The 14260-nt window shown below is 71.9% G+C and carries 13 protein-coding genes; 7 read left to right on the top strand and 6 right to left on the bottom strand.

Going from position 1 to position 14260, the window contains the following annotated elements; translation table 11 throughout:
• The first annotated feature begins 50 nt into the window (after window positions 1–50).
• On the top strand, window positions 51–1733 hold the full coding sequence (locus AC07AZ_RS23935; protein WP_478850940.1) for an LCP family protein: 1683 nt from the start codon (window positions 51–53) through the stop codon (window positions 1731–1733).
• A 219-nt stretch (window positions 1734–1952) separates the two neighbouring features.
• Here the strand turns inward: AC07AZ_RS23935 and AC07AZ_RS23930 are convergent, their stop codons facing one another.
• Window positions 1953–2981: a glycosyltransferase family 2 protein gene (locus AC07AZ_RS23930; RefSeq protein WP_478850938.1), complete on the bottom strand. Its 1029-nt coding sequence runs from the start codon at window positions 2979–2981 to the stop codon at window positions 1953–1955.
• 127 nt (window positions 2982–3108) lie between these two features.
• On the opposite strand from AC07AZ_RS23930, the gene AC07AZ_RS23925 reads away from it, so the two are divergent.
• Window positions 3109–4572, top strand: coding sequence for an LCP family protein (locus AC07AZ_RS23925; protein WP_478850936.1), 1464 nt, complete (start codon window positions 3109–3111; stop codon window positions 4570–4572).
• Window positions 4573–4604: 32 nt separating this feature from the next.
• On the opposite strand, the gene AC07AZ_RS23920 is transcribed toward AC07AZ_RS23925, so the two are convergent.
• Window positions 4605–5162 (bottom strand): acyl-CoA thioesterase, encoded by a 558-nt coding sequence (locus AC07AZ_RS23920; protein WP_478850934.1) that lies wholly within the window; start codon window positions 5160–5162, stop codon window positions 4605–4607.
• Between the two features lie 119 nt (window positions 5163–5281).
• Between AC07AZ_RS23920 and AC07AZ_RS23915 the strand changes: the two genes are divergently transcribed.
• Window positions 5282–6550: an LCP family protein gene (locus AC07AZ_RS23915; RefSeq protein ID WP_478850932.1), complete on the top strand. Its 1269-nt coding sequence runs from the start codon at window positions 5282–5284 to the stop codon at window positions 6548–6550.
• 143 nt (window positions 6551–6693) lie between these two features.
• On the top strand, window positions 6694–7986 hold the full coding sequence (locus AC07AZ_RS23910; protein WP_478850930.1) for a M48 family metalloprotease: 1293 nt from the start codon (window positions 6694–6696) through the stop codon (window positions 7984–7986).
• A gap of 51 nt (window positions 7987–8037) precedes the next feature.
• On the opposite strand, the gene AC07AZ_RS23905 is transcribed toward AC07AZ_RS23910, so the two are convergent.
• Window positions 8038–8400 (bottom strand): four-helix bundle copper-binding protein, encoded by a 363-nt coding sequence (locus AC07AZ_RS23905; protein WP_478850928.1) that lies wholly within the window; start codon window positions 8398–8400, stop codon window positions 8038–8040.
• Window positions 8401–8563: 163 nt separating this feature from the next.
• The gene (locus tag AC07AZ_RS23900; RefSeq protein WP_478850926.1) at window positions 8564–9721 is read right to left on the bottom strand and encodes an acyl-CoA dehydrogenase family protein; all 1158 of its coding nucleotides are present in this window, start codon (window positions 9719–9721) and stop codon (window positions 8564–8566) included.
• 190 nt (window positions 9722–9911) lie between these two features.
• Between AC07AZ_RS23900 and AC07AZ_RS23895 the strand changes: the two genes are divergently transcribed.
• A complete protein-coding gene (locus AC07AZ_RS23895) occupies window positions 9912–11255 on the top strand; it encodes a UDP-glucose dehydrogenase family protein (protein ID WP_478850924.1) in 1344 nt (447 codons plus the stop codon).
• A gap of 439 nt (window positions 11256–11694) precedes the next feature.
• On the opposite strand, the gene AC07AZ_RS23890 is transcribed toward AC07AZ_RS23895, so the two are convergent.
• Window positions 11695–12195: a CGNR zinc finger domain-containing protein gene (locus AC07AZ_RS23890; protein ID WP_478850922.1), complete on the bottom strand. Its 501-nt coding sequence runs from the start codon at window positions 12193–12195 to the stop codon at window positions 11695–11697.
• A 126-nt stretch (window positions 12196–12321) separates the two neighbouring features.
• On the opposite strand from AC07AZ_RS23890, the gene AC07AZ_RS23885 reads away from it, so the two are divergent.
• Together AC07AZ_RS23885 and AC07AZ_RS23880 are read left to right on the top strand one after the other, a co-directional pair.
• Window positions 12322–12681: a VOC family protein gene (locus AC07AZ_RS23885; RefSeq protein ID WP_478850920.1), complete on the top strand. Its 360-nt coding sequence runs from the start codon at window positions 12322–12324 to the stop codon at window positions 12679–12681.
• 17 nt (window positions 12682–12698) lie between these two features.
• Entirely contained in the window at window positions 12699–13091 is a 393-nt protein-coding gene (locus tag AC07AZ_RS23880; RefSeq protein ID WP_478850918.1) for a VOC family protein, read from the top strand.
• 12 nt (window positions 13092–13103) lie between these two features.
• Here AC07AZ_RS23880 and AC07AZ_RS23875 read toward each other — a convergent pair whose 3' ends face one another.
• On the bottom strand, window positions 13104–14225 hold the full coding sequence (locus tag AC07AZ_RS23875; RefSeq protein ID WP_478850916.1) for a dipeptidase: 1122 nt from the start codon (window positions 14223–14225) through the stop codon (window positions 13104–13106).
• Window positions 14226–14260: the final 35 nt, after the last annotated feature.

Below are 14260 nucleotides of genomic sequence, written 5' to 3'. Positions count from 1 at the left end.
TCGTACGTCTAAGGGGACGTACGGCAGGCCCGTCGCATGGGCGCGAGGTCATGTCTTCGGACGCGACCAGGGGTGGGAGGACGGGGAGAGTGACGCAGAACAGTGTGCAGGGGGAAGGGACGCGCCACGGCGTTCCGCACGGTCGTCAAAAGGTGCGGGCGGGCGGCGGCAGCGGCGGGAACGCGGGGGGTGACAGCGGCGGCCTCGGCAGACGCCGGGTCGCACCGCGCCGCAAGCACCGGGTGCTCCGCTGGTCCGCGACGACCCTGGCGGTGCTGATACTCGGGACGGCCGGCGCCGGATACCTCTACTACGAGCACCTCAACGGCAACATCGAGAAGGGGCAGCGCAGCAGCGGCGACTCCAAGGCCCGCAGGGCGGACGCGAACGCCGCCGGGCAGACGCCCGTCAACATCCTGCTGATCGGCTCCGACAGCCGCGCCTCGGACGCCAACGTGGCGCTGGGCGGCGGTAAGAACGACCGCGACAGCCCGCCGCTGGGCGACGTGCAGATGCTCATCCACCTGTCCGCGGACCGCAGGAGCGCCGCCGTGGTGAGCATCCCGCGGGACACCCGCGTCGACATCCCCAAGTGCACGGACCCGAAGACGGGCCAGACCTACCCGGCGACCAACCGGATCATCAACGAGTCGCTGGGCCGCGGCGGCGCCGGCTGCACGCTGGCCACCTGGGAGAACCTCACCGGGGTCTACATCGACCACTGGATGACGATCGACTTCGCCGGCGTGGTGAGCATGGCGGACGCGATCGGCGGGGTCGAGGTCTGCGTCAACCAGAACGTGTGGGACCGCCCGCTGCCCGGCGTGCCCGGCGGCTCGGGTCTGAAGCTGGCGGCGGGCTCGAAGAAGGTCAAGGGCAAGCAGGCCCTGCAGTGGCTGCGCACCCGGCACGCCTGGGGCAGCGACCTGCTGCGCGCCCGGGCCCAGCACATGTACATGAACTCGATGATCCGCACGCTGAAGGGCCAGAACGTCTTCACCGACACCGGGCGGCTGATGAACCTGGCCGAGTCGGCCACCAAGTCGCTGACGGTCTCCGAGGAGATCGGCACGGTCAAGAAGCTCTACGACCTCGGCATGCAGCTGAAGACGGTGCCGACGAACCGCATCACGATGACGACCATGCCGGTCGTCGAGGACAGCCAGGACCGCAACCACGTGGTGCCGGACGGAGCCAACGCCGAGAAGGTGTGGTCGATGCTCCGCGACGACGTGGCCTTCGACGACAAGGGCAAGGGCTCGGACGTGAAGGGCTCCGGGGCGTCGGACGGGGAGAAGGCGTCGAAGGACCCGGCCGCGGCGGACGGCGAGATCGGCGTCGCGGTGCGCAACGCCACCGCCACCTCCACCCTCGGCCCGGTCTCCGGCCGCGCCCGGGAGATCGCCCAGCGGCTGGCGGAGAAGGGCTTCACGAAGGCGGCGACGGACCCGGCGGCCGGGCTGTCCGAGGACAAGACAGTCGTCCGCTACCCGAGCGCCGAGCTGGAGGGCGACGCCCAGGCGGTCGCCAAGTCGCTGGGGATTCCGCTGAGTTCGGTGAAGAAGTCGACCGACGTCTCCGGCGTCACGCTCGTCGTGGGGGCCGACTGGCGCACCGGGACGGCCTACCCGAAGCAGAAGAAACCGGCGGCGGGCGACCTGCCCGGCAACGCCGACGCCATCAACGGCACGGAGAAGAAATGCATGGACGTCTACAAGCCATACCGCTGGTAGCGGCGACCGCGAACGGCCGTCCCGCGGCACCCGGCCGGCGCTGAGCACCGCGGGACGGCGACACACCCGGAACTGAGCACCGCGGGCCAGCACTCGACCGACGCTGAGCACAACGGGACGGCCCTCGACCGGCGCTGAGCACAACAGGACGGCGACACACCCGGAACTGAGCACCGCGAGACGGCGGCACACCCGGTGCCGATCAGCGCGGAACAGCGCTCAGTTGGAGCTGAGTACCGCGGGGCGACGGGAGGCGATGACCCGCTTCGCCAGTGACCTGGGGCTGGTCAGGAAGCCCCAGCCCCACGACATGTGCATGGTGGCGAGCGCGACCGGTATCTGCAGACGCGCCCTGAGGGGCAGCCCCTTGCCGGTGAGCGCCGAGCCGGCCGCGATCACCGCCAGGTAGCCGCCCGGGACCACCAGCCCCCAGGGCGTGAGCGTGACACCGACGACCAGGCCGGCCGCGATGGCGCACACGGCGGTCGGCGGGGCGAGGTAGCGCAGGTTGATGGAGCCCTCGTGGTAGCGGGCGACGACGTGCCGCCAGCGGCCGTAGTCCTTGTACTGCTTGGCGAGCGCCTTCACGCTCGGCCGCGGCCGGTAGGACACCCTCAGCTCCGGCGAGAACCAGATCAGGCCGCCCGCCTCGCGGATGCGGAAGTTCAGCTCCCAGTCCTGGGCGCGGATGAACTCCTCGTTGTAGCCGCCCTGTTGCTCCAGCGCCTCGCGCCGGAACACACCCAGGTAGACCGTCTCGGCCTGCTGGGCCCGGCCGCCGGTGTGGAAGGCGGCGTTGCCGACCCCGATCTTCGAGGTCATGGCGGCGGCGACGGCGTGCTCCCAGTCGGTCTCGCCCTCGGCGTGCATGATGCCGCCGACGTTCTGCGCGCCGGTCTCCTCCAGGAGCCGTACGGCGGTGGTGATGTAGTCCGGCGAGAGCATGCCGTGCCCGTCGACGCGGACGACGACCGGATGGCGGGATGCCTTGATGGCGGCGTTGAGGGCGGCGGGGGTGCGGCCGGTGGGGTTCGGCACGGTGTGGACGCGCGGGTCCTCCCGTACGAGCTCGGCGGCGATCTCGTCCGTGCGGTCCGTGGAGGGACCGAGGGCGATCACGACCTCCATCTCGCCGTCGTACTCCTGCGCGAGGATCGCTTGGACGGCTCCGCGCAGATGCCGCTCCTCGTTGAGGACGGGCATGATCACAGATACGGCGGGGAGACGCACGTCGGGCTTGGCGTTCATAGGGGGATCACGTTACCGCGAACGGGGGACAGCGTTGCGCGCCGCCCGGAGCGCCGCCCGGTCCGCAGATCGTATGGGCTTACGGTGCTCAGGATCCCACGTACGGCCCTCGCGGAGGTGTTCCCCCATGCCCACGCCGCCCGGCTCACCCACCCGACCCCCGCAGCGCCGGCCCCGGCCCGCCGGTGCGCCGCATCCACCCGTACGGCGGAAGAAGCCCCGCTGGGCCATGCGGGCGGTGACCACGCTGTCCGTCGTGGTGCTCGCCTCGGCCGGCATCGGGCACGCGGTCGTCACCAGCCTGGACGCGGACATCGAACGGGTCGACCCGTTCAAGGACATGAAGAACCGGCCGCAGGCGGGCAACGGCATGAACGTGCTGCTGGTCGGCACCGACGGCCGCGACCGGATCACCGAGCAGGACCGGCGCAGATACCGGCTCGGCGGCGCCCCCTGCCACTGCACCGACACGATCATGATCGTGCACATCTCGGAGGACCGGGAGCGCGCGAGCGTGGTCAGCCTGCCCCGCGACTCGTACGCCATGACGCCCGCGCACGCCGACCAGGTCTCCGGGAAGCAGCACGCCGGGCACCCCCTCAAGCTCAACGCGGCGTACGCGGAGGGCGGTCCGCAGCTGACTGTGCGCACGGTCGAGGACATGACCCACGTGAAGATCGACCACTACCTGGAGGTCGACTTCACCAGCTTCATGCGGACCGTGGACGCGCTCGGCGGGGTCCCGATCTGCACCACGGAGCCGCTGAAGGACACCTACACCGGGCTGGACCTGCCGGCCGGCCTGCACACCCTGCGCGGCGGGCAGGCCCTCCAGTACGTCCGCTCGCGGCACGTCGACGGCGCCTCCGACCTCGGCCGCATGCAGCGCCAGCAGCGGTTCCTGGCCGGTCTCCTCGAGCGGGCGACCTCCTCCGGGGTGCTGCTGAACCCGATGCGGTTCCGGGACGTCACCCGGGCGGTGCTCGGCTCGGTCCGGGCCGACAAGGGCTTCGGCACGGGCGAACTCCTCGACCTGGGGCGGGCGATGCGCAACTTCTCGCCCTCCTCGTCGGAGTTCACCACGGTGCCGATCGGGCAGATGGGCTACCTCGTGAAGGGCGTCGGCTCGACCCTGAAGTGGGACGCGGACAAGGCCGGGCGGCTCTTCCGGGCGCTGCGCGAGGACCGGCCGCTGGCCGTGCACCGGCCCAGGAGCCGGGTCGTGCGGGTGGACGTGGCCCCGCAGCAGATCCTGGTCCAGGTGGAGAACGGGACCGCCACGGAAGGGCTCGGCAGGCGGGTCGACGCGGCGCTCGCGGCGACCGGGTTCCGCACGACACGGGTGCCGACCAGTGCGCCCGGTCACTCCACCCGGCGGACCGTCGTGGCCTACGACCCCCGCTGGGACCGTTCGGCGAAGTCGCTGGCGGCGGCGCTGCCGGGCAGCGAGCTGCGGGCGGTGAAGGGACAGGGAGCCGTCCTGAAGGTCGTCGCGGGGACCGACTTCCGGCAGGTGCGCAGGGTGCGGGCCGACGACCCGTACCAGGGCGAGTTCGGGGCCGCCACGGGCGACCAGGTGGGCTGCACGTGAGGGACGGTGGGAGGGCCCGGAGGCCGTGAGCGTCAGTCCGCGAGGCCCTCGGCGGCCCGCTTCTCCCGCAGTTCCATGATCGCCCTCCGCCGGGCCAGGCGGTGGGTCCGGCGGATCTGGGCCTCCTGGCGGCGACGCTCGTCCCGCTCGGTCTCCGGGACCACCGGCGGCACCCGGCGCGGCTTGCCGTCGGCGTCGACCGCCGCGAAGACCAGGTACGCGGACCCGACCTGGGTGGGCGGGGTGGACTCGTTCCAGCGCTCGGCGAGGACCCGGACCCCGACCTCCATGGAGGTCCGGCCGGTCCAGTTGACCTGGGCCTTCACATGGACCAGGTCACCGACGCGGACCGGTTCGAGGAACGCCATCTCGTCCATGGACGCGGTGACCGCGGGCCCGCCGCTGTGCCGGCCGGCCACCGCGCCGGCCGCGTCGTCGACCAGCTTCATGATCACGCCACCGTGCACGGTGCCCAGGAGGTTGGTGTCGGCGTGGGTCATGATGTGGCTGAGCGTGGTGCGGGACGCCGAGGTGGGCTTGCCGGGGAGGTCCGCGGCTGCCGGTTCCGCGGCGGGGGCCTGGTCTGTCATGGCCCCCACCTTATGCCGGGGTGACAATCGGGGAATTTGTGTCAGCTTGGCAACAGCACTGCCCTGATTTTCCGACGAACCTTGTAAGGCACATACCCCTGCCCTGCACACTGGGGCCCATGAACGATTGGCCCGAGGGACGGTCCCGCGACGACCGTGACAACCGCTACGGACGCGGCAGCGCGAACGCGCAGCCCGAGAGTGCCCGTGTCATGCGGCAGGTCCGCCGCGAGCCCGCGGCGCCGCCGTACGGCGGCGGGGTGCCGCAGCAGCCGACGTACGTCGACGGCCAGGGCCACGACGCCGGCTACGGCGACACCTATGACAGCGGCTACAACACCGGCCACGTCTACGGGGCTCCCGGCGGCGGCGGTCCCGGCGGACCGGCCGGCCGCGGCCCCCGCCCCGCGCCGGACTGGCGCCGCCGCATCAAGTGGACGGCGATCACCGTGGTGACGGTGCTGGTCGTGACGACCGTCGGCACGTACTTCTGGGCCGACTCCAAGCTGAAGCGGGAGGTCGACCTCTCCAAGGTCGTCGACCGGCCCGACGGGGGCGACGGCACCAACTACCTGATCGTCGGCTCCGACAGCCGCGAGGGCCTGTCCGCGGCGGAGAAGAAGGACCTGCACACCGGTTCCGCCGACGGCAAGCGCACCGACTCGATGATGATCCTGCACGTCGGCGGCAACGGCGACACGCTCATCTCGCTGCCGCGCGACTCCGACGTGGAGATCCCGACGTACGTCGGCTCGCAGTCCGGCAAGACCTTCAAGGGCACCGGCCGGCACGTGAAGCTGAACGCCGCCTACGCCGAGGACGGGCCGACGCTGCTGGTGCGCGCCGTCGAGTTCAACACCGGGCTGCGCATCGACCACTACGTGGAGATCGGCTTCGCCGGGTTCGCGAGCATCGTGGACGCTGTCGGCGGCGTCGACATCACCATCGACAAGGCGTTCAAGGACAAGTACTCCGGCGCCGACTTCAAGGCGGGCAAGCAGACCCTGAACGGCGAGGAGGCCCTCGCCTTCGTCCGCACCCGGCACGCCTTCGCGGCGTCCGACCTGGAGCGCACCAAGAACCAGCAGAAGTTCCTGGCCGCCCTCGCCCACCAGGTGGCGACCCCGTCGACCGTCCTGAACCCCTTCAAGCTCTACCCGACGATGAGCGCGGGCCTGGACACCCTGATCGTCGACAAGGACATGGGCCTGTACGACCTGGGGTCGATGTTCTTCGCGATGAAGGGCGTCAACGGCGGCGACGGCACCTCCATGAACATGCCGATCTCGGGCTCCAGCGGCGGCAACCTCCTGTGGGACAAGGCGAAGGTCAAGACGCTGGTGAACGAGCTGAACAACGACGAGAAGGTGACGGTCTCCGGCAGCTGAGCCGGAACCTCTCCCCCGGGCGGCCGCCTCTCGCGGCCGCCCGCTCCTCTTTCCGGCTTTACCCGGGACCGACCCCATGATCAGCTAGGGCTGTCATGTACAGGCGGTTCCTGGGGAGGGGCCGCGAGGAGGGGAGGGCGACGATGACCGTCGTCGCGGAAGGGACGACTCAGCCGTGTCCGCGGTGCGGGACCGAGATCAGGGCGGACCGCCGGTTCACCGTCTGGTGCGCCGACTGCGACTGGAACGTCGATCCGGCGCGCCCCGAGGAGCGGCCGGGACTGCTGGAGCGGACCCGGCGGGCGCTCGCCCGGCGGCACGGCGCGAAGCTGCTCGCCGACGTGACGGCCGGGACGGAACTGCGAGCGGGGCCGGACGCCTCCACCCTCCTCGCCTACGCCATCGCTCTCGCCGTGCACGCGCTGACGCTGGTGCTCCTCGCCGGCGGGGTCTGGTGGATCGTCCACCGCTGGGGCGGACCCTCCATGGCGCTCGGCCTGTTCCCGCTCGCGCTGGCCTGGGCCCTGCGGCCGCGGGTGCCCGGACTGCCCGACGACGAGCCGGTGCTGCGCCGCGACACGGCACCCGAGCTGTTCGCGCTGGTCGACGAGATCGCCCGGGTCGCCGGCACCCGCGGGGTGGACGCGATCGCCGTCGGCACGGAGCTCAACGCGAGCGTGACGACGTACGACCTCCGGGGACGGCGGCTGCTGACGCTGGGGCTGCCCCTGTGGGAGATCCTGACGCCGCACCAGCGCATCGCCCTGCTGGGCCACGAGCTCGGCCACTACGGCAACGGGGACACCCGCCACGGACTGGTCGTCGCGACCGCCTGCCGTTCGCTGACCGCCTGGCGCTACTTCTTCGCCCCCACCTCGAACCCGAACATCGTCCAGATGGTCGTCAACGCGGCCTGCCTGGTGCCGCACCTGTTCGTCACCGGCGTCCTGATGCTGCTCGACCAGCTGACGCTGCGCGCCACCCAGCGCGCCGAGTACCTCGCCGACGGCGTCGCCGGCCGGGCCGCGTCCACCGAGGCGGCCGTGGGGCTCATGGACCGGCTGCTGGTCGTGGACTCGGCCGCCACGACCCTGCGGCGCGAGGCCAACCAGGGCGCCCTGCGTGGTCCCCGCCGGGGCGGACGGACCGGCGAGCAGGACCGGGCGGACGGACTGTGGGAGCGGCTCGCCGCGCACATGGCGTCCATCCCGGAGTACGAGTACGAGCGGCTCCGGCGGGTCGGCGCCCTGCGGGGGCACAGCGTCGACGCGACACACCCGCCGACGCATCTGCGGCGCACGGGCCTGCTCGCCGGACCGGCCCTGGACGCGGCCGTCGTGACCGGCGAGGAGCGCGGGCAGCGGATCGCCACGGAGCTCGCCGGCGCGCGGAGCACCACCGCGCGGCGCGTCCTGCGGAACGGCTACCCGGGCTAGCGCGCACGTCGGGGGCGCCCGGAGGCGCCCCCGACGTCGTTCCGGCGTGGGTCACATCGTGGTGGCGCCCGCCATCGTGCGGCACATCTCCGCGCAGCGTCGGCACGCCTGCGCGCAGCGCGTCATCTGCGGATCGTCCGGCATGGACATACACGCCTCGGCGCACATGTCGCAGGCCCGGGCGCACAACGCGCACATCTCGGCCGACATCGGCGAGCGGCGCATCATCATGTCGGAGCAGATGCGCGTCATCTCGGAGCAGTCCATGAGCGCGCGCATGATCTGCATCTGGGCCTGGCCGCCCATCTGCATGCAGGAGCTCATGGTCTCCTCGCAGACTGTGTGGCAGGACATGCACGCCTCGACGCAGTCCTGCATCTCCTTGGTCATGGTGGTCGTGGTGGGCTGCTGCATGGCTCCTCCTGGGGGTGAGGGGGCTCGGGGAAAGCCCCTTGCCCTACCCGTCCTACGCCCACCGGCCCCCCGCCGCCACAGGACGGACGGGACCGGCCGGACACACGGAAGCCCCCGGCGTGACACCGGGGGCCGCTGTGCCGGGTGTGGAGGGTGCGCCGGATTACGGCAGGTTCCGCGCCATCACGATCCGCTGGACTTGGTTCGTGCCCTCATAAATCTGCGTGATCTTCGCGTCCCGCATCATCCGCTCGACCGGGTAGTCCCGGGTGTAGCCGTACCCGCCGAGCAGCTGCACCGCGTCCGTGGTGACCTCCATCGCCACGTCCGAGGCGAAGCACTTCGCGGCCGCGCCCTGGAAGGTGAGGTCGCTGTCGCCGCGCTGGGACTTGGCCGCCGCCGCGTACGTCAGCTGCCGCGCGGCCTCCACCTTCATGGCCATGTCGGCGAGCATGAACTGGATGCCCTGGAAGTCGGCGACCGGCTTGCCGAACTGCTTGCGCTCGCGTACGTAGCCCTTGGCGTAGTCCAGGGCGCCCTGGGCGACGCCGAGGGCCTGGGCGGCGATGGTGATGCGGGTGTGGTCCAGGGTCTGCATCGCGGTGGCGAACCCGGTGCCCTCGGCGCCGATCATGCGGTCCGCCGGGATGCGGACGTTGTCAAGGTAGACCTCGCGGGTCGGGGAGCCCTTGATGCCGAGCTTCTTCTCCGGGGCGCCGAAGGAGACACCCTCGTCCGACTTCTCGACGACGAAGGCCGAGATGCCCTTGCTCCGCTTCGAGGGGTCGGTGACCGCCATCACCGTGTAGTACTCGGAGACGCCGGCGTTGGTGATCCAGCGCTTCACGCCGTTGAGGACGTAGGAGTCGCCGTCGCGGACGGCCTTCGTCTTCATGCCGGCCGCGTCCGAACCGGCGTCCGGCTCGGACAGGCAGTACGAGAACATCGCGTCGCCCTTGGCCAGCGGCGACAGGTACCTCTTCTTCAGGTCCTCGGAGCCGGAGAGGATCACCGGGAGCGAGCCCAGCTTGTTCACCGCGGGGATCAGGGAGGAGGACACGCAGGCGCGGGCGACCTCCTCGATCACGATCACGGTGGCCAGCGCGTCGGCGCCGGCGCCGCCGTACTCCTCGGGCACGTGGACGGCGTGCAGGTCGGCGGCCACCAGCGCGTCGAGCGCCTCCTGCGGGAAGCGGGCTTCCTCGTCCACCGCGGCGGCGTGCGGCGCGATCTTCGCCTCGGCCAGCGAGCGGATGGCGTCGCGGAGCATGTCGTGCTCCTCGGACGGGCGGTACAGGTCGAAGTCAGCCGATCCGGCCAAGGTGTCTCACGCTCCAAAGACGCTGCGGTGCTCGCGCTAATTACCGTTAAGTAACCCAAATTTTAGGGGCCTGCCCACGCGAGTGATACGTGAGCTTGGCGACAAGGGGAAAGTTGCCCGTCGCGGGGCTCGGTCATGCCCCTACTAGGATCAGGCACCGCAGCGGAAGACGTCCCCCTCTGGAGCATCCATGAGCCTCAAGATCACCGTGATCGGCACCGGCTACCTCGGCGCCACGCACGCCGCCGCCATGGCCGAGCTGGGGTTCGAGGTGCTGGGGCTCGACGTGGTGCCCGAGAAGATCGACCTGCTCCAGCAGGGCCGGGTGCCGATGTACGAGCCCGGTCTTGAGGACCTGCTGCGCAAGCACGTCGCCGGCATCGAGGGCTCCACCGGGCGGCTGCGTTTCACCATGGACTGGGCCGAGGTCGGGGAGTTCGGCGACGTCCACTTCGTCTGCGTGAACACTCCGCAGCGGCACGGCGAGTACGCCTGCGACATGTCGTACGTCGACGCCGCCATCGCCTCGCTCGCACCTCACCTCAAGGGCCCGGCCCTGGTGGTGGGCAAGTCCACCGTGCCGGTCGGCTCCGCGGACCGGCTGGCCGCCTACCTCGCCGAGCACGCGCCGGCCGGTGAGGACGCCGAACTGGCCTGGAACCCGGAGTTCCTGCGTGAGGGCTTCGCGGTCGACGACACCCTGCACCCTGACCGGATCGTGGTCGGGGTGCGCAGCGAGCGGGCCGAGAAGCTGCTGCGCGAGGTGTACATGACGCCGGTGGGCGAGGGCACGCCGTTCGTCGTCACCGACTTCCCGACCGCCGAACTGGTGAAGACCTCGGCGAACTCCTTCCTCGCCACCAAGATCTCCTTCATCAACGCCATGGCCGAGGTGTGCGAGGCCGCGGACGGCGACGTGGCTAAGCTCGCCGAGGCGATCGGCTACGACGACCGGATCGGCCGGAAGTTCCTGCGCGCCGGCATCGGGTTCGGCGGCGGCTGTCTGCCGAAGGACATCCGGGCCTTCATGGCGCGCGCCGGTGAGCTGGGCGCCGACCAGGCGCTGACCTTCCTGCGCGAGATCGACTCGATCAACATGCGTCAGCGCGGCCAGATGGTGGAGCTGGCCCGGCAGGTGCTGGGAGGCGGGCCGTTCCTGGGCAAGCGGGTCGCCGTGCTCGGCGCCACCTTCAAGCCCGACTCGGACGACGTCCGGGACTCGCCCGCGCTCAACGTCGCCGGGCAGATACACCTCCAGGGCGGACAGGTGACGGTGTACGACCCCAAGGGCATGGACAACGCCCGCCGGCTCTTCCCGACCCTCGCCTACGCCGACTCGGCGGTCGAGGCGGTGCGGGGCGCGGACGTGGTCCTGCACCTGACGGAGTGGCGGGAGTTCCGCGAGCTGGACCCGGCGGCGCTGGGCGAGGTGGCGGCGGCACGGGTGGTCCTCGACGGCCGTAACGCCCTCGACCCGGAAGTGTGGCGCCGCGCGGGCTGGCGCTACCGGGCGATGGGCCGCCCCACGGCGTAGCGGGACGGCACGGACCGGGCGGCTCGGGCGTACGCCCCGAGCGGGACGGCACGGACCGGGCGGGCGGCTCGGGCGTACGCCCCGGGCACGTAGGGCGGGGCACGCAGACCCGGGCACATGCCCCGGCCTGGAAACGCGCGCGGTCGGGCCGAACGACACCGTCGTGCAGGCGGTACGGCCGTGCGGCACAGGCGCGTCCGCGCTACGGCGGCCGTACGGCACAGACGGGTGCACGCCACGGCCGTAGGGGCGCGTCCTCCGGTCGGGCGGCTCGCCCCCGTCACGCGGGCGACATCACGCAGACGACATCACGCGGGCGACATCACGCGGGCGACGCCGGTTCGGCCGAGGCTCAGTCGGCCGAACCGGCGTCTGGCAGCATTCTGCACCACCCGGCTGAGCTGTGCGTGGCGGCCGCTCAACTCCCCCGCACGGGCGCCTACTTGGCCCGGTACCGGCGCATCTTCTCGCGCGCTCCGCACACCGACATGGAGCACCAGCGGCCGCGTCCGGCCGGGCTGCGGTCGTAGTACGCCCAGTGGCAGGTCACCGCCTCGCACGCCTTCAGCCGGGTCCAGGTGCCCGCGACGAGGGCGTCGGCGACGGCCGCCGCGACGCGGGAGTGCAGGGCGTGTGTGTCGGCGGGGGCGAGGTGGGCGGAGCCGTCCCGGGTGTCGACGGCGAGCAGCAGCGGGGCCCCGGCGAGCAGTTCGCCGAGCGGGGTCACCGCGCGGTGCGGCGGATGGCCGGCGTGGGCGAGCAGCACGGCACGCAGCGACTCGCGCAGCTCGCGCGCCCCGGGCACCTCGTCCTCGCCGAGCCCGAGACGCGCGCGGCCCTCGGCCGAGTCCAGCGAGTCGGCGCCCGACTCCAGGTCCACCGTGTTGACCAGGGACTCCACCAGCTCCAGGCCCCCCGGCGCCGGCGCTCTCTCGCTCATGGCTGCACGCTACCTTCCAAATCCCCTTGCGACGTTACCTCCCATGCGCAAGCATCAGGTAACCGTTACTGGTTATCAGCTTCTACAGGTAACACGGCAACCGCATCCCCTACGGAGGAGAAGGTCATGGCACTCGCCAAACTGGGAGACGTCGTCCTGGACTGTCCCGACCCGCGCGCGCTCGCCGGCTTCTACGCCGAGGTGCTGGGCGGCACCGTCGAGGACCAGGAGGACTGGGTGGACCTGAGGCTGCCCGGCGGACAGTCGCTGGCCTTCCAGGCCGCCCCCGGCCACGTACCGCCGAAGTGGCCCGCGCCCGACGCGTCGCAGCAGTTCCACCTGGACCTGACGGTCGAGGACCTGGACGAGGCCGAGAAGGGCGTCCTGGCGCTCGGCGCGAAGCCGCTGGACGTCGAGGACCGGTCCCGCAGTTTCCGGGTTTACGCCGATCCGGCCGGGCACCCGTTCTGCCTCTGTGCCTCCTGAGCCGGAAGGACATCTCCATGGCAACCGTGGCCCGGCTGCGTTCCGTCGTCATCGACTGCCCCGACCCGCGCGCGCTCGCCGCGTTCTACGCCGAGGTCGGCGGCGGCACACCGAGCGTGGAGGACGACGACTGGGTCGTCCTCCACGTCCCGGACGGGCCGCGGCTCGCCTTCCAGCGGGCGCCCGGGCTCACCCCTCCGGAGTGGCCCCGGGCCGATCGCAACGCGCAGCAGTTCCACCTCGACTTCGACGCCGGGTCCACCTGGGAGGAGATGGACGCGGCGCACGAGCGGGTGCTGGCGCTGGGCGCGCGGCCGCTGGACCTGGAGGACCGGGAGAAGAAGGACTTCATGGTGTACGCCGATCCGGCGGGGCATCCGTTCTGCCTGTGCCGGATCGAGCGGGACTGAGCACGTCCTCGGTCACCCGTCGAGGTCGGCGATCTTCGCTGTCGACGGCTCGCGTCGCATCTGTGCGGCGCGGGCCGTGAAGTCCCCGTCCCGCAGCACCCGCTGCACGTTTCCCCAGGTCAACAAGGCAAGATCGGTCTCCGACCAGCCGCGGCGGAGCAGCTCGGCGACGAGGTGCGGATAGCGGGAGGCGTCCCGGAGCTCCCGCGGGTGGGCGGTGCCGGCGTCGTAGGTGCCGGACAGGCCGACGGACCGCTCCCCGGCGAGCGCGCGGACGTGGTCGAGGTGGTCGGCGACGTCGCGGACGGTCGTGCCGGTCTGCTCGGCGGTCAGCGGCACCATGCACAGGCCCTTGGCGGCGCCCAGTGCGACGAGCAGTTCGTCGGGGAGGTTCGCCGGGTGGGGGCGCAGGGCGCGGGCGGCGGAGCGGGTGCACAGCACCGGCGCCTTGGAGACGGCCAGGACCCGCCGGATCGTGTCGGCGGAGGCGCCGGAGACGTCGGCGAGGACACCGAGCCGGTTCATCTCGCGCAGCACCTCCTCGCCGAACCGGGTGAGCCCGGCCTCGCTCGCCCACGACGCCCCGGTCAGGGTCAGGGCGCGCAGGCCGAGGGCGTGCAGGGAACGCAGGATGCCCAGCGAGTCGCCGAGCGCGGCCGCCGAGGCGGGGCCCAGCAGGACGGCGACGCGGCCGCAGTTGCGCGCGTCGGTGATCTGGCCGACGGTGCAGGCCAGCCGCAGCCCCTCCGGGTGGTTGCGCACCACCGTCTTGACCAGGTCGAGCTGCTCCAGGGTGGCGCCGACGGCCCGTTCGCCTTGCAGGCCCTCGGGCAGGTGCAGCGACCACAGCAGCGCGCCCACATGGCCCTCGCGCAGCCGCGGCAGATCCGTGTCGACGGCGCACTCGCCGAGCTCCAGGTCGAACCAGTGCAGGTGGCGCAGCGCCCAGGGCAGTCCGCTGTACCCGTCGGCGACGGGGTGCAGGGCGAGGAGGGCGTGGGCCCGCTCCAGGGGCGCCTCGTCCGGGCCGGCGGTGTGCGGCTGCGCCGTGCGGGGGTCCGCGCGGGGCTCCGCCGGATCGTCGAGCGCGTCGACCTCTGGGGGTGTGTGCAGTTCGTCCTGGAGGTCTGCCATGGCGGGCTCCGTACGTCGTGAGCTACGGCGTGATC

The sequence above is a fragment of the Streptomyces sp. NPDC043878 genome, assembly GCF_056435735.1.
This window is presented reverse-complemented; position numbering and strand designations above follow the sequence as displayed.

Excerpts from the sequence above, each read along its gene's own strand:
- AC07AZ_RS23925 (WP_478850936.1), top strand. The coding sequence starts at position 3,109 with ATGCCCACGCCGCCCGGCTCACCCACCCGACCCCCGCAGCGCCGGCCC.
- AC07AZ_RS23915 (WP_478850932.1), top strand. The coding sequence starts at position 5,282 with ATGAACGATTGGCCCGAGGGACGGTCCCGCGACGACCGTGACAACCGC.
- AC07AZ_RS23935 (WP_478850940.1), top strand. The coding sequence starts at position 51 with ATGTCTTCGGACGCGACCAGGGGTGGGAGGACGGGGAGAGTGACGCAG.
- AC07AZ_RS23920 (WP_478850934.1), bottom strand. The coding sequence starts at position 5,162 with ATGACAGACCAGGCCCCCGCCGCGGAACCGGCAGCCGCGGACCTCCCC.
- AC07AZ_RS23930 (WP_478850938.1), bottom strand. The coding sequence starts at position 2,981 with ATGAACGCCAAGCCCGACGTGCGTCTCCCCGCCGTATCTGTGATCATG.
- AC07AZ_RS23895 (WP_478850924.1), top strand. The coding sequence starts at position 9,912 with ATGAGCCTCAAGATCACCGTGATCGGCACCGGCTACCTCGGCGCCACG.
- AC07AZ_RS23880 (WP_478850918.1), top strand. The coding sequence starts at position 12,699 with ATGGCAACCGTGGCCCGGCTGCGTTCCGTCGTCATCGACTGCCCCGAC.
- AC07AZ_RS23910 (WP_478850930.1), top strand. The coding sequence starts at position 6,694 with ATGACCGTCGTCGCGGAAGGGACGACTCAGCCGTGTCCGCGGTGCGGG.
- AC07AZ_RS23890 (WP_478850922.1), bottom strand. The coding sequence starts at position 12,195 with ATGAGCGAGAGAGCGCCGGCGCCGGGGGGCCTGGAGCTGGTGGAGTCC.
- AC07AZ_RS23885 (WP_478850920.1), top strand. The coding sequence starts at position 12,322 with ATGGCACTCGCCAAACTGGGAGACGTCGTCCTGGACTGTCCCGACCCG.
- AC07AZ_RS23905 (WP_478850928.1), bottom strand. The coding sequence starts at position 8,400 with ATGCAGCAGCCCACCACGACCACCATGACCAAGGAGATGCAGGACTGC.
- AC07AZ_RS23875 (WP_478850916.1), bottom strand. The coding sequence starts at position 14,225 with ATGGCAGACCTCCAGGACGAACTGCACACACCCCCAGAGGTCGACGCG.